The sequence below is a fragment of the Acinetobacter legionensis genome (assembly GCF_048551735.1).
In the GTDB taxonomy this organism is placed as follows: domain Bacteria; phylum Pseudomonadota; class Gammaproteobacteria; order Pseudomonadales; family Moraxellaceae; genus Acinetobacter.
The window spans coordinates 174110-195362 of record NZ_JBIMBV010000005.1 but is presented as its reverse complement, the minus strand read 5'-3'; the positions used below and the strand labels follow the sequence as shown (position 1 = coordinate 195362).

Genomic DNA, 21253 nt, shown 5'->3' with positions numbered 1-21253 from the left:
AATAACTCATTTGTTTTATATTATATTTTTTTAAATTAAACTAATTTTCTACAACTTTAGTCGCATGCTATTTTTAATGCACTTTTTAGTAACACTGATTTAAGTTTATTATCGGGTTTGGAAATACCTCAAAACCAAAATCAGTCAGACCAATTTAACAATCAGTTAAAATAAGCGTTAAGGCATCGCCTTAAACAAACAAATATCAAGTAAAAATAGAAAGAAAAAGCAGAAAGAAAAAAAGCAAAACCAATAAATTTTCACTGATTTTGCTTTTCACTTTAATTAAAAAATTATATCAATTTAATCAACTATAAATTAATTCACCAATACCCATTTATTGATTTAACGATGCTCACAACTCAATAAGGTTTCAGGTTTTTTCTTGATTTTAAGGTTTAAAGAACTTGAAATAATTCCTGAACAGATCAATGCCGCGCCGATAATAATGTTGATTGTAATCGGCTCATGCCAAAGCACATAACCAAAAAATAAACTTAGAATAGGAATACACATGATTGAAATAGACGCAACAAAGGTATCTACCTGACTCACAATCCAATTCCACAAGGCAAAGGCAAAACCAGTTCCAATTACAGCAATATAGAACAGGATTGAATCATTCAGTGGATTCATCCAAACTTTAACATCTACAGGTTCAAAAATTAAAGCACCGATCAAAATCACCATCCCACCCATCAACAACTGCCAAAAGGTCAATTTGATTTTGTCATAAGTTGCAAAATTCTGTTTGATATACACTGTGGTTAAAGCCCAAAAGAAGCCAGACAAGATTAAGAAAGCTTGACCAATTAAAGATAAATTCAAATGAATATGATTTAATTGTGGCCAAAGAATCGCAACCAAGCCCAATGTGCCAAGAACCAACCCAATCATTTTTTGGCTATTTAAACGCTCATTTAAAATATAATGCGCCAATACACCAATAAAAATAGGCATAGTAAACACTAAAACCGCAGACAATCCTGAATCAACAAATTGCATGGCAAAGGTTTGTGTTGCATAAAAACCAATACAAATCATCAAACTTGAGATCATCAGTTTTTGCCATTCACCTTTTGCGGGTAAAACAGATTTTCTTAACAGTACTTGAACCAACATAAGGGTAAGCGCAGCTAAGATTAAACGCGTAGAAATAAATAAGAATGGCGGAAATATTTGCAAACTATGTTTGACCAATCCCCACAAAGATCCCCAGACGAGACACAATAATACAATTGCACCAATCACTCGAAGATTCATTTGCTGTACTCAACAGATGGAAAGTGCTTAGAGTATAGAAAATAAATGACATCATGAATAATGCTGTGTTTTAATGTACACATCATTTTTTTTGATGCCAAAGTAGATACTTTAGTGTCAGCACTTATTCAATGTATTTTTTAGGGATTGAAATGAATATCGATATGGGTGATATCAAATCATTTGTGACTGTTGCTGAACTAAAAAGCATTACAGCAGCAGCAAATAAACTCAATTATTTACAATCAAATATGACTGCAAAAATAAAAAAGATTGAAAATCACTATAAACGTCAACTATTCATCCGAAAACCTAAAGGTGTTGAGCTCACTGAATCTGGCATGAATTTATACCAGCAATATAAAAAAATGATTTTCACATGGGAGGAAACTGAAAATAAAATCTATCAGCAGGAAAAAAATTTACGCTTTGGTACCAACACCAGTTTAGGCGGAATGCGTTTCTACCCTTCTTTTAGCCAGCTATATGAAACTTACCCTGAACTTTCGATCACCATGAAAACAGGTGCGACAGGTTATATTGAAGATGAAATATTACTTGGAAATCTAGATATCGCCTATGTTTTAGGTCATCCCAAGCAGAAAAATATTCAGTATATTCAAAAAGCAGATGACCAGCTTGTGATTATTGGGAAAAATGTCATCAACCATGACAACCTTGAAGATTGTCTCAATCATCAAAATATTTTACTTGCTTCTGAAGAATGCTGTTACGCAACCACTTTAGATCACATTTACACAGACTATAATTTAACCAAAGGCGAGTTAACCCATATTTATGATCATGAGGCCTTAGTCAATTTCACTCAATTGGGTATGGGAATATCAATGATTGCAAAATCACTGATTAAAAAATTTAATATTCAATATTATCGAGAAACACCTGAACAATATCGAGATATTGGATTCTATCTGATTGCACGAAGTGAGCATGTATTTACGCCGATTGAAAAGCAGTTTATCGGATTGAATGATCAGCTTTAACCACACCAATATTTTGCTTTTAAACATTAGCTTTCATAATTTATATTGGGTTATTTTATTTGGTGCGCGTTTTCCGATTTAAACACAGAGAAAAACAGCATAACCGTGGCAACAAAGTACCAACAGGAAATATTTTGAGCATAAAAAGAGGGAAGAAAATTGAGCCTAAACGATTGCACAAGCTTCCAGATTTCACTCCATTTGCGCATGAGAAGTGAATAAGAATTAACACTAATTTCTCTAATATAGCACCAACAAAATAGCTGCCTTGATTTGTAAACACATAATACAGCATGTTTATTAAATGAAAAATCAAGGCAAATGCTACAATTTTATGCAATGTTGATGAAGTTTGATTTTTCTGTATTCGTCACACTTTTTTATCTTTGTTATTTGATTCCATTTCAGTTTTTTACTCAATGTAAAACCATCGTTTTTGCTATATTAATCTATTTTTCAAATTAAAAAAAAATGATTTCCACTGACAACAGCCCAAAATTTGTATTGAAGGGTGTTATAATACTGCGTTTATAAAATTCTCTTTGGCCACCCATATATGTGGTGCCTCTTTCGAAATAGTTAGGACGAGCAATGACTGATAATGCAACGATCTTGCAGAATGTACCAGTAGGCAAAAAAGTGGGTATCGCCTTTTCTGGTGGTCTAGATACTTCAGCAGCTTTATTGTGGATGAAACAAAAAGGCGCAGAACCTTATGCTTATACAGCAAACTTAGGTCAACCTGATGAAGATGACTACGATGCAATTCCGCGTAAAGCTGAAAACTATGGTGCTGTAAAAGCCCGATTGGTTGACTGCCGCTTACAACTTGCATTGGAAGGTATTGCTGCAATTCAATGTGGTGCATTCCATATCAGCACTGGGGGTGTTCCTTATTTCAACACAACACCATTAGGTCGTGCAGTAACAGGTACAATGCTTGTTACAGCTATGAAAGAAGATGATGTTAATATTTGGGGCGATGGTTCAACTTATAAAGGGAACGATATTGAACGTTTCTATCGTTATGGTTTATTAACCAACCCAGCACTTAAAATTTACAAACCTTGGTTAGATCAGCAATTTATTGATGAATTAGGCGGTCGCGCTGAAATGTCACAATTCTTGATCGACAATGGTTTTGATTACAAAATGTCGAAAGAGAAAGCTTATTCAACAGATTCAAATATGTTGGGTGCAACTCACGAAGCAAAAGATCTTGAATATCTCAATGCAGGCATCAAAATCGTTGAACCAATCATGGGCGTTGCATTCTGGAAAGAAGATGTAAAAGTTGAAGCTGAAGAAGTTTCTGTAACGTTTGAAGAAGGTTTCCCAGTTGCATTAAATGGCAAGCGTATTGAAGACCCTGTTGAATTCATTCTTGAAGCCAACCGTATTGGTGGTCGTCATGGTCTTGGGATGTCTGACCAAATCGAAAACCGTATTATTGAAGCAAAATCTCGCGGTATCTATGAAGCTCCGGGAATGGCGCTTCTTCATATTGCTTATGAACGTCTTGTAACCGGTATTCATAATGAAGACACTATTGAACAATATCGCATCAATGGTTTACGTCTAGGTCGTTTATTGTACCAAGGGCGTTGGTTCGATTCACAAGCATTGATGCTACGTGAAACAGCACAACGCTGGGTTGCTAAAGCAATCTCAGGCACCGTGACTTTAGAACTTCGTCGTGGTAATGACTACACGATTATGAACACTGAATCAGTGAACCTCACTTATGAAGCTGAGCGTTTAACCATGGAAAAAGGTGATTCAATGTTTAGTCCTGCTGACCGTATCGGCCAATTGACTATGCGTAATCTTGATATCACTGATACCCGTGCAAAACTTGGTATTTATACCAATACTGGTTTATTGGCTGTTGGTACAGGATCTGCGATCCCTCAATTGAAAGACAAAAATAAATAATTTTTGATGAAAAAAAACCGCCAAATCAGGCGGTTTTTTTAGCTTTAGTCTTTGTGATTTTTCATTAAAGATCGCTTATCAAGACACTGCATTCTTAGTTTCAAGCTGCGATAAGTTTTGTTGCCCTAATTTTTGCTGTTGTTTTTCCAACTCAATCTTTTCAGCATGTTCTTGGCGAATTTGATCATATTGTCGTTTGGTTTCAGCATCACTTTTAGCCGCAAGAAAAGCCATTCCCACTAAAAATACTGGAAATAACAACGCTAATGTCGCAAAGATATAAAATTTTTTCGAACTTGTCTGTGACATAAATTCAAGGCTTTCAATAAATTTAATTAGGCTAATTAATATAACAGAATAATCCCATCCAATACATTACTCACCTACAGCCATAGGACGACAATCTCCTATATATTTAAAGCGAAAAACTTAAGTAAAAATCACACCACCCTGTGACCTAGAAGCTTTATAAATCACTTTCAGCAATACTCTTCATCAATCAAACTATTGTTATATGGAGCTTATCCCGCAAACTTCTTTAATAAATGTAACTTTAATAAAAACCAGATGCCCATAAAACAAAACGGTCTAAGCCAATTTAAAAAATAATTAACGATTCTTTGTTTGTTTATAAGCTTCTTGCGCTATAGCCAAACTTTTCTTTTTACCTTCAACTGTATCTGAAATCTCATTAGAAGTTCCATTTCCTGAATGACGTTGCAGATGTTGCTGTTGAGAATACTGATGCATTTCAGACTGAGTTTTTTGTTGCTGTATCGAAGTTTGGTTTGCAGTTCGTTGGGTTAATTTTTGTTGAAGTTGTTGCTGTGGATTTACAGTAGCAGTTCCTGCACAAGGTCTAGATTGGTAAGTTACCGAACCTTTTACCACACATTTGTGTACGTCTTTAGCAAATACATGATGCGAAATCCCTAAAGCTAAGATAACCAACAATACTTTTTTCACAACCAACACTCCATTTAAGTTTCAACAAAATATCAATAATTGATTTAAATTGCTATTTACACAGGAGTTTTCTTATTCACAGGATTTTTCATTTACAATTAAGGTATAAATATGACTTTTTTTGCCAAGTTTTACAGCATTTTGTCATAGTTCAAATCCTTCAGTTTCAAGATTTAATTTGAAGGTTTTTAAGTGATTGCTGAACAATAAAACCATGAACTAAAGACACAGGCAGCATATAAATTTTCCCGAAAAGATTATAGGTGACTACACTGGTACACACCTTCAGTTCATTTCTAAGTTCATCATATTCCTCGATTTGTAAAACCAGCAATACACTCAAATGTTTATCGGTTGACTGTAAAAAAAGCTCACGATCGGAGACTTTAATCACATCAAAAAAATCTGCTTTCCTACCTACTTGAAGTGGTTTAGTTGATTCACCAAAGCCTTGAATAGGTTGCACACCACCTAAACGCTGGCTTAAAAAATCCCTCAGCTTAAACGCAGCCTTCAACCAAACTGGTGGCTTGCTAGTCATTAGATAATAGGCTTGAGTACTGGTGAGATTTTTATCAATATATTGCTTGGCTTCGTGTAAAAAATTTAATTGATCAAGTGGAGCAACTAAAGTTTGTGGATCTCTTTCTATATTCAATTAACCACCCCTATAAATATAATTAATATTTTTTCAAACAACCGCTAAAAACAGTCTACAGTAATCAGTTATTGGTGCAATTACTCGCAGCCTAAAGTTTAAGAAATATATAATCGACCTGTCAAAAAAGCTTAGACACAAGAACATAATTCCCCTTAATCAATATTTTCAATTAAATCAATCGTATGGACAAACAAATTATTTAATTATAAAAAGCTTGTACTGCCACACCTTACATTCAAAGTTTAAATACCTTTGCGTAGGCGATGCCAAACCTTGCGCTGCAAACAAAGCAGTGCTTTGTTTTTGCTCATGGGCGAGGGGTACGACCTGTACCCCCTCCCAACGGCGACATCCATGTAGCCACACAGTAGGATCACCATCTAGGATTCAAAAATCTAAAAAATGAATTGATAACTAAAATTTTATAAAAATTATTAAAAAACATAAGCTTAATTTATACTCAATGACTTAATAAAAGTCACTGGTATGAATAATTAAGTAGTTTGAATACAACAAAAAGGTCTGCACTTGACAGACCTTTGATTATACTGACTTTAGTGCGTTTATCTTTTAATTAACTATCCATATTTTCAATAATCGCTTGACCGAATTCAGAACAGCGAAGCAAAGTTGCACCTGGCATCAATCGCTCAAAGTCATAGGTGACAGTTTTCGCAGCAATCGCTCCCGATACGCCCTGAATAATCAAATCAGCAGCTTCAATCCACCCCATATCACGAAGCATCATTTCCGCAGAAAGAATAATAGAGCCTGGATTGACTTTATCTTGGCCTGCATATTTTGGTGCTGTACCGTGAGTTGCTTCATATACAGAAATTGCGCCACCAATATTTGCACCCGGTGCAATACCAATACCACCTACTTCAGCTGCCAATGCATCAGAAATATAGTCACCATTTAAATTAAGTGTCGCAATCACAGAGTATTCAGAAGGACGCATTAATATTTGCTGTAGGAATGCATCTGCAATCACATCTTTAATAATGATCTCTTTACCCGTTCTTGGATTTTTAATTTTTACCCACGGGCCACCATCAATCAGCTCTCCACCGAAACGATCAATTGCCAGTTCATAACCCCATTCTTTGAACGCACCTTCGGTATATTTCATAATGTTGCCTTTATGCACTAAAGTTACACTTGGCTTATCATTATCAATCGCAAACTGAATCGCCTTACGCACCAAACGCTGAGTACCTTCTTTTGATACCGGTTTAATACCAATCCCACAATTATCTTCAAAACGAATCTTAGTTACACCCATTTCTTCTTTTAAAAATTTAATGACTTTTTTCGCTTCAGGAGAATCTGCTTTCCATTCGATACCCGCATAAATATCTTCGGAATTTTCCCGAAAAATCACCATATCGGTCAGTTCAGGGTGTTGAACAGGTGACGGCACTCCTTCAAACCAACGTACAGGGCGTACACAAACATAGAGGTCGAGCTCTTGGCGTAAAGCCACATTCAATGAACGAATACCGCCACCCACAGGTGTGGTTAATGGCCCCTTAATCGAAACAACAAATTCCCGCAGCGCCTCAAAAGTTTCTTCAGGCATATATGTTCCGTAGATTTTATCTGCCTTTTCACCACAGTAAACTTCCATCCATTCGATCGAACGTTTGCCACCATATGCTTTTTGAATTGCTGCATCCACAACAGCTTTCATGGCTGGTGTAATATCAACACCAATACCATCCCCTTCTATAAAAGGAATGATTGGATGATTTGGAACATTCAGTGACAAGTCCGCATTTACAGTAATTTTGCTACCATCAGCAGGCACTACGATCTTCTGATAACCCATTGTTGAGGTTCTCCCTTTTATTATAGTTGGCAAATCCAAAATAATTGCCAAATCGACAATATTTCTAACCATTCTTAACGCATATCAGTCTAGTCTAATTTGTACATTTTTTGAGATTTATACGAGGAATAACAACATTTCTCTACTGAATAAAGCACATTGTTCCATTATTTAATGTCATTTAATTCATCATTTTTTATATAAATCAATATTCTCAATCACCTCGAATATTGAAAAATAAAAGTATTAGCTATGTTTTTCCACACAAAGAAATTTTCCAAGAGTCGGATCTTCTCCATGTTTCACACTGTAAACACAAGTAGTTAATTCTTATTTTTTAAATGATAGCCACTCTATCCAACATATCAGCAGCCAAAATAACTACAAAACCCCCCAATCGGATCTTTAAAAGTGAGAGCTAATATACCTTTTCACTATAAGCTTTATTTTCAATTTTTTGATTTGATATTCGTTATTTAATTTAAAAATTTATAACATTTTGACAATAGATTAATGACCAAACTGGCCACCTTAAAACCACAATATATTCATATATTTCATTGTATTAAAATACGCACCACAATAGAACACAAACAAAAATCTGTAAATTTATTTTGATTACTGGTATTTTTTGCCATTGCTTTTAATTTAAAAATAAAATTATTAAAAACAACATCATCAACTTAAGATTAATTACAAAAATATTTCACTTTTACTATATGTTTTCACATGAATTTTAATGAAAGAATAAATCGAAATTCATTTTTTGATTCCTTCTGTCTATCCTATAGCCTCCAATCAAATTAACCATCTTTGCAATTATTATTTAGTCTTAAAATCTTTAACATTATTCCTGTTTTTTTAAATCGCAATGAATTTTGAATTAATTACGATTCAACCTAACTCATGGATGTAAATAATGGATCAAACTTACAGTAAAGAAGAGAAACGAGGCCGTATACGCGGTATCGTCGGCGCAGCTTCAGGAAACTTAGTAGAATGGTTTGATTTTTATATTTATGCTGTATTTGCGGCATATTTCACTAAAGCATTAACTGCACCAGATATGGACTCCGGTACTCAAGCCATTTATGTATGGGGTGTCTTTGCAGCCAGCTTCTTTATGCGACCAATTGGTAGCTGGGTTTTCGGACGAATTGCTGATAAACATGGCCGCAAAAAATCAATGGTCATTTCAATCTGTCTTATGGCAGTAAGCTCTTTCTTATTTGCCGCACTCCCAACCTATGAACAAGTTGGGATGGCAGCACCTTTCCTACTTTTACTTGTTCGCCTGCTGCAGGGTTTATCTGTAGGTGGTGAATATGGTGCTGTCGCAACCTATATGAGTGAACTTGGCTTAAAGGGTCAACGAGGCTTTTTTGCTTCTTTCCAATATGTCACCTTGTCAGGTGGTCAGTTATTAGCAAGTTTGCTCGGTGTTATTATGCTGGCATTCCTATCAGAGCAGCAATTGCTTGATGGCGGCTGGCGTATTCCTTTTGTCATTGGTGGTATTGCTGCAATTATCTCCCTACTTGCACGTAGTCGTTTGGAAGAAACATTATCTAGCGAAGACAGTGATAAAGAAGAATCAGGAAGCTTAAGTGAACTGTTTAAAAATCACTGGAAAACCTTCTTATTGGTCGTAGGTTATACCTCTGCGGGTTCCCTCACCTTCTATGTGATTACAGTATATTCAAAGACCTACCTCACCAATATGGGTGTGGATAGTAAGACTGTCGGATTCATTATGACAGCTTCACTATTTATCTTTATGCTTGCACAACCTGTGTTTGGTGCTATTTCTGACCGCATTGGTCGTCGTGCTGCAATGCTTGCGTTCAGTGGAACTATGGCAATTTTCATCTATCCAGTTATGGTGATCTGGATGCCACATTTCAGTTACTCACCATTGATGGTTGCACTGCTACTTATTTTCCTGATGATGTTACTCAGCTTCTATACCTCTATCAGTGGATTGGTTAAGGCAGAAATGTTCCCGCCACATGTTCGTGCATTGGGTGTTGGTTTCTCTTATGCTGTGGGGAATGCAATCTTTGGCGGTTCTGCACCATCTGTAGCACTACAGTTCAAAGCAGCCGGTATTGAAAGCACCTTCTTCTTCTATGTGATTTTCATGTTAGTGATCTGTTTCTTGTGTAGTTTTAAATTACCGAAAGAGCCAGAATATCTAAAACATGACCACTAAATAACATGGTTAAGTCATAAATAGCTTGTGATCACTGATTAAAATTTGAGATCTACACTATTCAAATAAGCTGTACTATCCAAAGGTGGTACAGCTTTTTTATTATATGGTTTCGCTTCAATAGACGCTGTTTTTTCCAGTTGTTTAGCTTAATTTTATGCAATGGTAAATTGCAAAAAGATAAAACCTCCCCCATCTACTCTAAAAACCTCGTACCTTAAGATCGCCCATCTAAGAAAAATGTATTTACAACTCAAGCTTGGTAAATAAATAAAGTTGAAGAATACAAAGCGTAATCTGATATAGTAGCGCACATATCGTAGTCTTTATCTTTACCCAACTCTCTTCAAACGGGTAACTTTATCAAACTCAAAAATTTTATTGATATTTATTAGTGGTCTAAAGTGAAAATTGTCATTCTTAATAAACCTTATGACGTCCTCTCCCAGTTTCGTAAAGACGAAGCACATATGACGATGTCAGACTTCGTAGATGACTCGACTTTGCGTTTGGCGGGTCGTCTCGATATGGACTCTGAAGGTTTAGTTTTTTTAACTGATCATGGTGGTTTAAATCAGTACATTACCAATCCTGCCAATAAGAAATTTAAAACTTATGTGGTGCAAGTTGATGGTGATGTGACTGAAGAAGCCCTTGAACAGTTGCGCAAAGGTGTTGAGCTAAAAGATGGTATGACTTTACCTGCTCAAGCGAATAAAATAGAACAGCCTGGATGGTTGTGGGATCGTGATCCACCTGTACGCTTTCGTGCGAACATTCCAACATCTTGGATTGAAATTTCGATTTGCGAAGGCCGTAACCGCCAAGTACGTCGTATGACTTCAGCTGTCGGTTTCCCTACTTTACGTTTAATTCGTACCAAAATTGGTGCAATTGACTTGGTACAAATGGGTTTACAGCCTGGTGAAACCAAAGAAATTGAACCATTGCTTTATCCTGACTTCCAAAATATTCCTGCGGACGAACCTTATCGTTCACGATCTTATGTGAAGAAACCTGGTGGTACAGGTGGAAAACCAATTGTTCGCAAGAATAAAGATGGTTCAACAAAAAAGTCAGGCACTAAACGTATCTGGCAAATGGAAGATGGTGAAAAACCACGTCGTAAGACCAATGGTACCACTCGTCCAAATACCAAAACCCCACGTGGTCGTGGACGTAATGGTCGATAGGATTTAGTTATTCGAAGCCATTAATCGATTGTCGCATATTATAAAAATGCCTAATGAAATTCATTGGGCATTTTTATTTTTATAATTTAAAAAAACTCAAGACCAATTAAAACCAATCTCCCCCTCATCATTTAAATTGATTCATACAAAACTTGCAAATAAATTACTTAAACAAAGATTTATTCCCTCAATAAAAAAGCCGATGCTTATGCATCGGCTTTTCTCACCAACAAGATCGTTGGTTTATAGCATTTAAAACTTAAACATTAGCAAGTGTAGCGTTAAGCGTAGCACTTGGACGCATTACAGCTTCAACTTTAGCCGTATCAACTGCATAGTACCCACCGATATCCGCTGGCTTACCTTGAACAGCAGCAAGTTCAGCAAGAATTTTGTCTTCGTTCTCAGCTAATGCTTTTGCAAGTGGTTCAAACTTGGCTTTTAATTCAGCATCGTCATTTTGAGCAGCAAGTGCTTCAGCCCAGAATTTCGCAAGGTAGAAATGGCTACCACGGTTGTCTAGCTCACCCGTACGGCGAGATGGAGACTTATCATTATCTAACAATTGACCTGTTGCTTGATCCAATGTCTTCGCCAACAACTTAGCACGCGCATTGTCTTCTTTAATACCTAACTCTTCTAAAGAAACTGCTAATGCCAAGAATTCACCAAGAGAATCCCAACGCAAGTGGTTTTCTTCTACAAGCTGTTGTACGTGTTTAGGCGCTGAACCACCCGCACCTGTTTCGTACATCCCACCGCCCGCCATTAACGGAACGATAGATAACATTTTCGCAGAAGTACCCAGTTCCATGATTGGGAACAAGTCAGTTAAGTAATCACGTAAAATGTTACCTGTCACTGAAATTGTATCCAAACCACGAGCAACACGTTCAAGCGTATAACGCATTGCACGTACTTGTGACATGATTTGGATATCAAGACCCGCTGTATCATGATCTTTCAAGTATTTTTGTACTTTCTTGATCAATTCATTTTCATGCGGGCGGTATGGGTCAAGCCAGAAGATTGCAGGCATACCTGAGTTACGCGCACGCGTTACTGCAAGTTTTACCCAGTCACGAATCGGTGCGTCTTTCACCTGACACATACGCCAGATATCGCCTTCCTCAACGTTTTGTGACATCAACACTTCACCAGTCTCAAGATCTGTGATGTTTGCAACACCTGCTTCAGTGATCTCAAAAGTTTTGTCATGTGAGCCGTATTCTTCAGCTTTTTGCGCCATCAAACCAACGTTTGGCACAGTACCCATAGTACGTGGGTCAAAATTGCCATTCCACTTACAGAAATTGATCATTTCTTGGTAAATACGTGCGAATGTTGACTCTGGCATAACAGCTTTACAATCATACTGCTTACCATCAGCTCCCCACATCTTACCACCGCCACGAATCATCGCTGGCATAGATGCATCTACAATCACATCATTTGGTGAATGGAAGTTGGTAATACCTTTCGCTGAATCGACCATTGCAAGTGCAGGACGGTGTTCTTGACAAGCATGAAGATCTTCGATGATCTCTTCACGCAATGATGTTGGTAAAGTTGCAATCTTCTCATAAAGACCAGCCATACCGTTATTGACGTTAATACCTAACTCGTCAAATAACTTGGCATGCTTTTCAAATGCTTCTTTATAGTAAATTTTTACACAGTGACCGAATACAATCGGGTGTGAAACTTTCATCATCGTTGCTTTTACATGCAACGAAAATAAAATGCCCGCTTCACGGCAATCATCAAGTTCTTTTTCATAGAAATCGCAAAGCGCTTTTTTGCTCATAAACATTGAGTCGATGATTTCGCCATCAAGTAATGCAACTTTTGGCTTCAGCACAATGCTCTCACCATTTTTGGTGATAAGTTCCATTTTGACGTTACGCGCACGGTCAAGGGTCATTGACTTTTCACCGTGGTAGAAATCACCCTCATCCATATGAGAAACATGTGTTTGAGACCACTGTTTCCATTCGTTCATTGAATGTGGATGTTTCTTGGCATAGTTTTTCACTGCAGCAGGTGCGCGACGGTCAGAGTTACCTTCACGTAACACTGGATTCACCGCTGAACCAAGGCATTTGCTATAACGTACCTTAATTGCTTTTTCTTCTTCAGTTGTTGGATTTTCAGGATAGTCAGGGATTGCATAACCCTTTGACTGAAGTTCCTTAATACATGCGCTCAACTGAGCAACAGATGCACTGATATTTGGGAGTTTGATAATGTTAGTGTCTGGATCTTGAGTAAGACGCCCTAGCTGTGCAAGGTTGTCAGATACTTTCTGTTCATCGCTTAAGTATTCCGCGAATTCTGCAAGAACACGAGCAGCTACAGAAATATCAGTTTTGACAATCTCTACGCCAGCTGGCTTAGTAAAGGTCTCAATGATCGGCAGTAGCGAATAAGTCGCCAACAATGGCGCCTCGTCAGTCAGTGTGTAAATGATTGTTGACTTTCCACCAGCCATATATAGCCCCTTGCTTTAGATTGTGTTTTGAGAACCGAGCTTGTGACCCAGCTCTTACGAACCGACTTGCTTAAATTTAACCCCAAGAGTATCAGCCTTCCTGCTATTTCAGTCAACGTAAGATCTGTGATAACGACATTTCGTAAAAAAATGGTACATCACAAATATTGCATTAATAGCAATATTTGCACAAAAATTAATCACTTTCTTGTAAAAATAGCCATTCCGACCAAGAGCAACAACAATCCATACCATCTTCTTCTTTATTGTTTTAAACATTAAAAATTTTATCTTGCTGATTCTTACAAACAGAGCAACCAATTAAAAACCATTGAAAACACATCGACGCGCTTCAGCGACATAAAACAAGCCGAACAGCACAAAAAAAATCAGCTAGATACTGTTTAAATTTTAAATCATTCAAGTCTGTCTAAAAAGTGAATGAGCAAATGAATGGAAAATTTATTTATTCCCCAATACTCTGGTCACGATATGACAATAAATATGCTTTGGTTAACTTATACTCACAAAACAACAATACTTTTACCTTGAATAGTAAGTCAAAAAATCGTTATTAATAAATTACATGTTTAATTTTTCATCACATCATTAATGAAAAAATAAGCTTCAATGATGTATTTCCTATCCCCAAATTAATATTAAAACTGTAGAGGTAATATGTTAATGCTATTACTCATCGCAATACTTATTCAAATCATCTCACTCTGGGCCGTTTTCTTTTTTGCACTTGATCGGACAATCGGTAGTATCACCACGATTGTCATTGCGATTCTGAGTGCAGTGATCAGCCCATGGTCTCTCATCCTTGGTCTCCCGCTTATTCTTATCAGTTTAGTTTTACTGATTGAGCCACTGCGAATGCAAGTTTTGACTAAACCAGCTTATAAAACATTAGCCAATGCAATGCCAAGCATGAGTAGCACTGAACGTGAAGCATTGGATGCGGGTACCAGTTGGTGGGAAAAAGAATTATTTATGGGGGCGCCAGATTGGGAAAAATTTAACAATTACCCCTACCCGACGCTTAGTAATGAAGAGCAATCTTTTTTAGATCATGAGGTTGAACAACTCTGTCAGTTGCTAGATGAATGGGAAATTCATCAAAATAAAGACCTGAACGCAGAGACATGGCAATTTATTAAAGACAATGGCTTTTTTGGACTTATCATCCCTAAAACTTATGGTGGTCGTGAATTTAGCTCTTTTGCACAAAGTCGCATTATGAGCAAAATCGCTTCACGCTCATTAACCACTGCCGTAACCTGTATGGTGCCTAACTCATTAGGGCCGGGTGAGCTTTTACTGAATTATGGTACAGATGAACAAAAAAATCGTTATTTGCCCGGCTTAGCCAAGGGTGAAGAAATTCCTTGTTTTGGACTAACCAGTCCTGAAGCGGGTTCTGATGCTGGAGCGATTCCTGACACTGGGGTAGTTTGTTATGGGGAGTTCGAAGGTCAACAAGTGCTTGGCTTAATTATGAATTTCTCAAAACGCTGGATTACCTTAGCACCCGTTGCAACCGTAGTCGGTCTGGCCTTCAAACTGTATGACCCAGATGGCTTATTGGGAGATAAAACTAAAACTGAGTATGGTATTACATGTGCACTTATACCCGCCTCTCATGCAGGCGTAGAAGTTGGACCTAGGCACCATCCGGGTGGTTCTCCATTTATGAATGGCACAGTTGAAGGTAAGGACGTCTTTATTCCGATTGACTGGATTATTGGGGGCGCAAAAAATGCTGGGAATGGCTGGCGTATGCTGATGGAATGTCTGGCTGTTGGACGCGGTATTTCCCTTCCTGCATTGTCTACAGCCGCAGGTGAAATGACGTATTTATCTGTAGGTGCATTCGCTAAAATTCGTCAACAATTTAAATTATCAGTCGGTAAATTTGAAGGGGTCCAAGAAGTTAGCAGTGACATCGTCAGCCATACCTATATGCTTGAAGCTTTCCGCTATTTAGTCACTTGCGGTTTAAATCAAGGTGGCAAACCCGCTGTTATGACCGCAATGGCAAAATACTACGCCACTGAAACGATGCGAAAAATCGTCAATCATGGTATGGACATCACAGGTGGTCGTGGTATTCAACAAGGTCCGCGTAACTTTCTTGCCAATATGTATCAAGCTATTCCGATCTCGATAACGGTTGAAGGAGCAAATATCTTAAGCCGTTCGTTGATGATCTTTGGTCAAGGTTCAATGCGTTGCCATCCTTATTTATTTGAGGAATTACAATTGTTACAGGCCGCAGATAAAGCTTCTGCCTTAAACACATTTAACACCATGTTATATCAACATTTAGGCTACACTTTAAACCGTGGAGCTCGTGCATTCACTTATGGATGGTTTGGGGCAAGTAATCAACGACCTGACTCATCAGATGCTTTTACTCAACCTTATTATAAAATCATCAATCGCTTCAGTACTGATTTTGCCCTAACCGCAGATATGTGTCTTGGACTATTAGCTGGTGATATTAAACGTAAAGAAATGCTCTCAGGGCGATTAGCTGACATTCACTCCAAAATGTTTATTGCGACAGCCATACTCAAATTTTATGAAAATGGTCAAAGATCCACGCAAGAACAGGTACATGCCAAACTTGCATTAGATGAAACGCTTTATGATGCCCAAGAAGCATTTTATGGCTTATTTGATAATTTTCCGATTCAAATTGCATCAAGTCTGGTTAAATTTGTTTGTTTCCCATTTGGTCGACCGATCAAGAAACCGAGTGATCGTCAAAAGAGTGAAGCAGCAGAACTGCTCATGCAAGATAACCCATTCCGAGATTATTTAAAAACGCAGGTTTATTATACTGTTGATCCGAATGATGCTTTTGGCCGAATGGAAGCCACCTTCAATCTACTCTCAACCGTTGAAGACGATTGGAACAACTTTAAAAAAGCGGAATCTAAAGGTGAATATCAGGGGCTAACATTTGAAGAGCGCATACAGGATGCAGTCACTCGTGGCTTAATCAGCGATGATTTAGCCACAAAATTAACCCAATATAATGCCCTGCGTTATGACAGTATGCTCACAGATATTTTTGATGAAAAATTAGAGCAGGTATTGGTATTAGAAAATCCTCATCTTCACTCAACTTAAATCTATTTGGCAAATGCCATTTAAGAGATAAGGGGATATAAAACGTTGACCATAAACAGCGATTCACCATCGCTGTTTTTTAACATAGACATATTGCCAATGGGTTATTTTGTTATTTCGGTATAGTGTTAAAAATATAACAGCTGAGGAAAAAAGCAATGTCTCAACAAGATTATGAAAATGGCTTAAAAGTCCGTACAGAAGTGATGGGAGAAAGTTTTGTAAAACGCGCTCAAGATAACACTGTTCCTTTTACAAGACCTTTGCAAGACTGGATCAATGAGCATGCATGGGGTTCAACTTGGCAACGTGAGGGTGTTTTACCACGTAAATACCGCTCTTTGATTACCATTGCATTTTTGGTTGCGCAGAAAAGCCCAACCGAACTTAAAGGTCATATTCGTGGCGCATTAAATAATGGCGCGACAGTTGAAGAAATTCAGGAAGTATTATTACACAGCCTACCTTACTGTGGCGCCCCAGCGACACAAGAAGCATTTCGTGCTGCACTCGAAGTCATCAATGAATACCAAAAGGTAGATTCATAAACAATTAATGCGATCAAATTCTTCAATATAGGCCATGCTCCAACATGTTGCCTGTATTGCTGAGTTAATTCCAAAACACATTAAAACTATAAAAAAACTCATCTACTTCAAAGCGAACATGGTATCCCAACTGAGTTAACTCAGAAGAAAGCCCCCGAATATCCTCTAAAGCTAGATGTTTAGGTAAAACTGTAAAAACAGCAGTATTGCCCTGCTTGGCATTTTCTTCAATCATTTGAGCTAAACGAAATTTATATAGCTCTATATTTAAGTTAGAATTGGCTGCCAATTGTTTTGCGTCTTCAGCATGAATAAACATGATTAAATTTCCATATTATTGTTTTCCACGATATCACTACAAGATATAAATAAATATCGGAATACGCTGTATGCTTTATGTTCGAAAGCACATGCACAAAAATATACTCACGAAAAAATTTTTATAGCCATAAAAAGCTTATAAAATTCTCACACATATCTTCAGAATTAACTTGTATAAAAGTTTGAACATAAAAATTAAATTAAATCCAGTGCTTTATTTTGGTGGAATTTAATTTTTTGTATTTAAAAAGTAAATGATAATTGTTATTATTTACTTAATTTTTAACCTTTCTTATTTGATTGCCTATGAATAGCCAGACTGAACTCGATGTCCTAAACGCATCTGTTTCAACTCCGACTGTATCAACACGAGCTAAATCCGCACACTCTCTCATACAATATCGCGTCATGATTGCCTACCGTTTTGCTCTGGCAATTCTTGGTGGTTACCTGCTTGCATCCATGTCCGCTATAGTGATTGCAAAAACATTTGCCGATTATCGTGCTGCCGCTGCAATGAGCGCCACACTTCTTGCTTTCTGTATTCACTGTGCCGCATTCATTTGGGTTTTTATGGTCAATAAGACATTAAAAGCCAGCTTAGGCATACTTGTTCCAAGTATCATTTTATTTGTCATTTATAAAATGATGGGGAATTAAGATGCGCGTAGATGCAAAAGTTGAAGGTCCACGCCAATCCATGTCATGGTTACATACATGGGCAAGCTTAATTCTTGGTTGGTTACTTTATGCAATTTTTTTGACAGGAACATTGAGTTTCTTTCAGTCTGAAATAACTGCTTGGATGAAACCTGAAATTCATCAATCTGTTCCAAGTGATTCTCAAGTACAGCAAACGCAGGTTGCTTTAAATTATTTACAAAAAAATTATCCTGATGCAGGTAGTTGGTCAATTCAATTACCCAACTCCAGACAAACCACAACTGAGTTAAATATCCGCAAAAAAGGTGAAGATCTACAAGCACGTCGTGGTGGAGAAAGAATCACCCTAGACAGTGCAACTGGACAAGTCATTGAGGCTCGAGATACGCGCGGTGGTGGATTTCTCTATCGCTTTCACTTTGAATTGTATGGATTTGATCGTATTTGGGCCCGTTGGATCGTCGGTTTGGCTACTATGCTGATGTTTGTGGCAATTATTAGTGGCATTATCACCCATAAAAAAATTTTTAAAGACTTCTTTACTTTCCGTTCCGGTAAAGGGCAACGATCTTGGTTAGATGCACACAATGCCACAGCTGTTTTTGCCCTACCCTTTCACATTATGATTACATTCAGTGGTTTGTTATTGCTGATGTTTATGTTTATGCCTTGGGGAATCAACCAAGTTTATAAAGATCGACAAGAGTTTTTTCAAGAAATGCGCGGAGGCGCAGTTCAGCAAAATAATTCTCGCAATAGAAATGTTGAAAATCGCTCAGTATCTGCAAATACATCCCAAGCTCGAGGCATCACTGAACAACGCTCACGAGGAGAAAGAGGCAAACAACATGAACAAGAAGCAGGATATCCTGCACCACTTACGAGCTTAACACCACTTATTATAGCAGCTCAGGCACAATGGAAAGAAAATCCAATTGCCTCTATTCAAATCCTTGCGCCAAATACATCCAATGCCACCATTGAACTTCGTGCTTTATATGCAAAAAGTGTGGTAGAACGTGGTGTTTACCCAATTTTGAAATTCGATGGTGTAACTGGTAAAGACATCAATGAAACTGTTCAAACAAAGAATGCATCTATCCCGATGGGAATTTACAATGTTGTGACTGTATTGCATGAAGCTCGAGGTCTTGATTTAACCTTCCGCTGGTTATTGTTCTTCTCTGGCGTAATAGGTACCTTAATGATTGCAACTGGACTTATTTTATGGTGTGTCAAACGTGCACCTCAACAACAAAAGCAAGGCTATAAATCATTTGGTTATCGTTTTGTTGAAGTGATGAATATTGCTGCTGTGATTGGACTACCTATCGCATGTGCAAGTTATTTCTATGCCAATCGTTTCATCCCATTTGAGATAGAAACACGTTTAAATTGGGAAATTCGTGCTTTCTTTATCGCATGGTTAGCTACGTTAATTTATGCAGCGATTCGTCCACACCGTCAGGCTTGGCTTGAGCTTCTAGCTTTTGCTAGTGTTGCTTTTGCACTACTGCCTATTGTCAACTTTACCACGGGTGGTCAAGCATTTTGGAACAGCATTGCCAATGACCAATGGATGATTGCCTCTTTTGATTTAATGACATGGGTACTCGCCATTTTATTTTTCTTGTCATTTTATAAAGTTAAAAAGCACAAAGGACTTCCTGTCAAAAAATCTAGAAATGCACCATCAAATAAGGAGATTTCAGCGTGATTTTCTTCTTACTGGTTTGGTCTTTGTCTAGCTTGGCTTTTATTGCACTTGCCAGTGCAATGTCAAAGCATCAAAAACAGATGTATGGACAGGAGTTAACAGCTCAACAAACACGACTCGCTTCTATTTTAGGTTGGACTTTACTGCTTATTTCACTGATCATTTGCGTAATATCAGGGCCGCTTAGTAGTATGCTCAGTTTTTGGATTGGCATTCTGACATTTTCAGCATTATTTGTGGGTGCCTTATTAACCTATTACAGTTTAAAAGTGAAATTTGTTGCCTGCTTTTGTGCGGGAATGAGCTTTGTCACCAGCGTGATCCTACTCATTTAAACTGTTTCAAAAAATCAGTTATACTCATAAGCCAATCTCTAGATTGGCTTTTTTTATCAAATTTATTGCTTAGTGTTGGTATTTTTATGTCTAAACCACTTTCAATCCCTTCAGAACTACTCAATCGTGCTGCAATGGGTAATCCAGCAGCACAATTTGAACTTGCTGAAATATATATGCAAAGTGAAGATGAAGATAACAATCAACTTGCAGAAGAATGGGCTCTTAAAGCAGCACAATTAGGCCATGTTGAAGCCATGTATTGGTTAGGTGAAGGCTATGCTTATTATGCAAAAGATATCCTTGAAGAAGATCCTAAAGAAGCCAAGGCTTATTTTGAACATGCCCACCGCTGGTTAGAGCAAGCGGTCAAACATCAACATCCTGCTGCGATTTTAGAGTTATCCAATTTCTATCGCCGTGGGGATGTGGTTGAAAAGGATCTGGTGAAATCAGTCGAATTGGTTGAGCAAGCAGCAAAACTGGGTGAAGTTCAAGCCATGCGTGATCTTGTTTGTATTTACGAACACGGGATGGGGGTTGATGTTGATGAAGAAAAAGCTGATTTTTGGGCTGAAAAAGCCAAGTCAGCTGAAGACACTTCGGTATAATTGATAAATTTCAGCCCACATTAGTCAAACCACCTAATTATTCATACAAATGATTGCTATCAAGTCATTGATCATAAATAAAGCTTATATTTTTGTATGAACTTTTAGAACAGTTGGTTATCAATTCATTTTTACTTTTGAATCCTAGATGGTGATCCTACCGTGGGGCGACATGGATGTCGCCGTTGGGCGGGGGTATATGAGCAAAAATAAAGCACTGCTTTGTTTGCAGCGCAAGAGCCCTGTTAAACAAAAGATTTTTGTCATCTTTTGATCTCTGAAAAGTGAGGCATCGCCTACGCAAAGCTATTTAAACTTTGAATGTAAGGTGTGGCATTGCAAACTTTTTTATAATCAAATA

Annotated in this window: 17 protein-coding genes; 10 read left to right on the top strand and 7 right to left on the bottom strand. The window is 37.6% G+C overall.

Going from position 1 to position 21253, the window contains the following annotated elements; genetic code table 11:
• Positions 1 to 345: 345 nt before the first annotated feature.
• The gene (locus ACG9ZL_RS06590; protein WP_419359480.1) at positions 346 to 1263 is read right to left on the bottom strand and encodes a DMT family transporter; all 918 of its coding nucleotides are present in this window, start codon (positions 1261 to 1263) and stop codon (positions 346 to 348) included.
• Between the two features lie 152 nt (positions 1264 to 1415).
• On the opposite strand from ACG9ZL_RS06590, the gene ACG9ZL_RS06585 reads away from it, so the two are divergent.
• Positions 1416 to 2267 carry a LysR family transcriptional regulator gene (locus ACG9ZL_RS06585; protein ID WP_336951678.1) on the top strand — a complete coding sequence of 284 codons (852 nt, stop codon included), beginning with the start codon at positions 1416 to 1418 and terminating at the stop codon, positions 2265 to 2267.
• 591 nt (positions 2268 to 2858) lie between these two features.
• Positions 2859 to 4202 carry an argininosuccinate synthase gene (gene argG / locus ACG9ZL_RS06580; RefSeq protein ID WP_419359479.1) on the top strand — a complete coding sequence of 448 codons (1344 nt, stop codon included), beginning with the start codon at positions 2859 to 2861 and terminating at the stop codon, positions 4200 to 4202.
• A gap of 78 nt (positions 4203 to 4280) precedes the next feature.
• Here the strand turns inward: argG and ACG9ZL_RS06575 are convergent, their stop codons facing one another.
• The 4 genes from ACG9ZL_RS06575 to icd all read right to left on the bottom strand — a co-directional run bounded on the left by ACG9ZL_RS06575 (position 4281) and on the right by icd (position 7660).
• Positions 4281 to 4511, bottom strand: coding sequence for a hypothetical protein (locus ACG9ZL_RS06575; RefSeq protein ID WP_419359477.1), 231 nt, complete (start codon positions 4509 to 4511; stop codon positions 4281 to 4283).
• A 300-nt stretch (positions 4512 to 4811) separates the two neighbouring features.
• Positions 4812 to 5168: a DUF4124 domain-containing protein gene (locus ACG9ZL_RS06570; protein ID WP_166782095.1), complete on the bottom strand. Its 357-nt coding sequence runs from the start codon at positions 5166 to 5168 to the stop codon at positions 4812 to 4814.
• A gap of 166 nt (positions 5169 to 5334) precedes the next feature.
• Positions 5335 to 5826 (bottom strand): DUF2867 domain-containing protein, encoded by a 492-nt coding sequence (locus tag ACG9ZL_RS06565; protein ID WP_336951680.1) that lies wholly within the window; start codon positions 5824 to 5826, stop codon positions 5335 to 5337.
• A 577-nt stretch (positions 5827 to 6403) separates the two neighbouring features.
• Complete coding sequence (icd, locus tag ACG9ZL_RS06560; RefSeq protein WP_333667652.1) at positions 6404 to 7660, bottom strand: NADP-dependent isocitrate dehydrogenase; 1257 nt, start codon at positions 7658 to 7660, stop codon at positions 6404 to 6406.
• Between the two features lie 919 nt (positions 7661 to 8579).
• On the opposite strand from icd, the gene ACG9ZL_RS06555 reads away from it, so the two are divergent.
• Positions 8580 to 9872: an MFS transporter gene (locus ACG9ZL_RS06555; RefSeq protein ID WP_336951681.1), complete on the top strand. Its 1293-nt coding sequence runs from the start codon at positions 8580 to 8582 to the stop codon at positions 9870 to 9872.
• A 404-nt stretch (positions 9873 to 10276) separates the two neighbouring features.
• Positions 10277 to 11065 (top strand): pseudouridine synthase, encoded by a 789-nt coding sequence (locus tag ACG9ZL_RS06550; RefSeq protein WP_336951683.1) that lies wholly within the window; start codon positions 10277 to 10279, stop codon positions 11063 to 11065.
• Positions 11066 to 11324: 259 nt separating this feature from the next.
• Here the strand turns inward: ACG9ZL_RS06550 and ACG9ZL_RS06545 are convergent, their stop codons facing one another.
• Positions 11325 to 13556 (bottom strand): NADP-dependent isocitrate dehydrogenase, encoded by a 2232-nt coding sequence (locus ACG9ZL_RS06545; protein ID WP_336951684.1) that lies wholly within the window; start codon positions 13554 to 13556, stop codon positions 11325 to 11327.
• Between the two features lie 684 nt (positions 13557 to 14240).
• Between ACG9ZL_RS06545 and ACG9ZL_RS06540 the strand changes: the two genes are divergently transcribed.
• On the top strand, positions 14241 to 16697 hold the full coding sequence (locus ACG9ZL_RS06540; protein ID WP_419359475.1) for an acyl-CoA dehydrogenase: 2457 nt from the start codon (positions 14241 to 14243) through the stop codon (positions 16695 to 16697).
• A gap of 158 nt (positions 16698 to 16855) precedes the next feature.
• Complete coding sequence (locus ACG9ZL_RS06535) at positions 16856 to 17245, top strand: carboxymuconolactone decarboxylase family protein (protein ID WP_336951688.1); 390 nt, start codon at positions 16856 to 16858, stop codon at positions 17243 to 17245.
• 64 nt (positions 17246 to 17309) lie between these two features.
• Here the strand turns inward: ACG9ZL_RS06535 and ACG9ZL_RS06530 are convergent, their stop codons facing one another.
• Positions 17310 to 17564 carry a hypothetical protein gene (locus ACG9ZL_RS06530; RefSeq protein WP_336951690.1) on the bottom strand — a complete coding sequence of 85 codons (255 nt, stop codon included), beginning with the start codon at positions 17562 to 17564 and terminating at the stop codon, positions 17310 to 17312.
• Between the two features lie 308 nt (positions 17565 to 17872).
• Here ACG9ZL_RS06530 and ACG9ZL_RS06525 point away from each other — a divergent pair, with 308 nt between their 5' ends.
• The 4 genes from ACG9ZL_RS06525 to ACG9ZL_RS06510 all read left to right on the top strand — a co-directional run bounded on the left by ACG9ZL_RS06525 (position 17873) and on the right by ACG9ZL_RS06510 (position 20892).
• Complete coding sequence (locus ACG9ZL_RS06525) at positions 17873 to 18226, top strand: hypothetical protein (RefSeq protein ID WP_336951692.1); 354 nt, start codon at positions 17873 to 17875, stop codon at positions 18224 to 18226.
• Position 18227: 1 nt separating this feature from the next.
• The gene (locus ACG9ZL_RS06520) at positions 18228 to 19946 is read left to right on the top strand and encodes a PepSY-associated TM helix domain-containing protein (RefSeq protein ID WP_419327190.1); all 1719 of its coding nucleotides are present in this window, start codon (positions 18228 to 18230) and stop codon (positions 19944 to 19946) included.
• On the top strand, positions 19943 to 20281 hold the full coding sequence (locus ACG9ZL_RS06515) for a DUF3325 domain-containing protein (RefSeq protein ID WP_336951695.1): 339 nt from the start codon (positions 19943 to 19945) through the stop codon (positions 20279 to 20281). Before ACG9ZL_RS06520 ends, ACG9ZL_RS06515 begins: the two co-directional genes overlap by 4 nt.
• An 86-nt stretch (positions 20282 to 20367) precedes the next feature.
• Complete coding sequence (locus ACG9ZL_RS06510) at positions 20368 to 20892, top strand: tetratricopeptide repeat protein (protein ID WP_336951696.1); 525 nt, start codon at positions 20368 to 20370, stop codon at positions 20890 to 20892.
• Positions 20893 to 21253: the final 361 nt, after the last annotated feature.

Excerpts from the sequence above, each read along its gene's own strand:
- icd (WP_333667652.1), bottom strand. The coding sequence starts at position 7,660 with ATGGGTTATCAGAAGATCGTAGTGCCTGCTGATGGTAGCAAAATTACT.
- ACG9ZL_RS06545 (WP_336951684.1), bottom strand. The coding sequence starts at position 13,556 with ATGGCTGGTGGAAAGTCAACAATCATTTACACACTGACTGACGAGGCG.
- ACG9ZL_RS06520 (WP_419327190.1), top strand. The coding sequence starts at position 18,228 with ATGCGCGTAGATGCAAAAGTTGAAGGTCCACGCCAATCCATGTCATGG.
- ACG9ZL_RS06530 (WP_336951690.1), bottom strand. The coding sequence starts at position 17,564 with ATGTTTATTCATGCTGAAGACGCAAAACAATTGGCAGCCAATTCTAAC.
- argG (WP_419359479.1), top strand. The coding sequence starts at position 2,859 with ATGACTGATAATGCAACGATCTTGCAGAATGTACCAGTAGGCAAAAAA.
- ACG9ZL_RS06510 (WP_336951696.1), top strand. The coding sequence starts at position 20,368 with ATGTCTAAACCACTTTCAATCCCTTCAGAACTACTCAATCGTGCTGCA.
- ACG9ZL_RS06555 (WP_336951681.1), top strand. The coding sequence starts at position 8,580 with ATGGATCAAACTTACAGTAAAGAAGAGAAACGAGGCCGTATACGCGGT.
- ACG9ZL_RS06525 (WP_336951692.1), top strand. The coding sequence starts at position 17,873 with ATGAATAGCCAGACTGAACTCGATGTCCTAAACGCATCTGTTTCAACT.
- ACG9ZL_RS06535 (WP_336951688.1), top strand. The coding sequence starts at position 16,856 with ATGTCTCAACAAGATTATGAAAATGGCTTAAAAGTCCGTACAGAAGTG.
- ACG9ZL_RS06585 (WP_336951678.1), top strand. The coding sequence starts at position 1,416 with ATGAATATCGATATGGGTGATATCAAATCATTTGTGACTGTTGCTGAA.
- ACG9ZL_RS06590 (WP_419359480.1), bottom strand. The coding sequence starts at position 1,263 with ATGAATCTTCGAGTGATTGGTGCAATTGTATTATTGTGTCTCGTCTGG.
- ACG9ZL_RS06540 (WP_419359475.1), top strand. The coding sequence starts at position 14,241 with ATGCTATTACTCATCGCAATACTTATTCAAATCATCTCACTCTGGGCC.
- ACG9ZL_RS06575 (WP_419359477.1), bottom strand. The coding sequence starts at position 4,511 with ATGTCACAGACAAGTTCGAAAAAATTTTATATCTTTGCGACATTAGCG.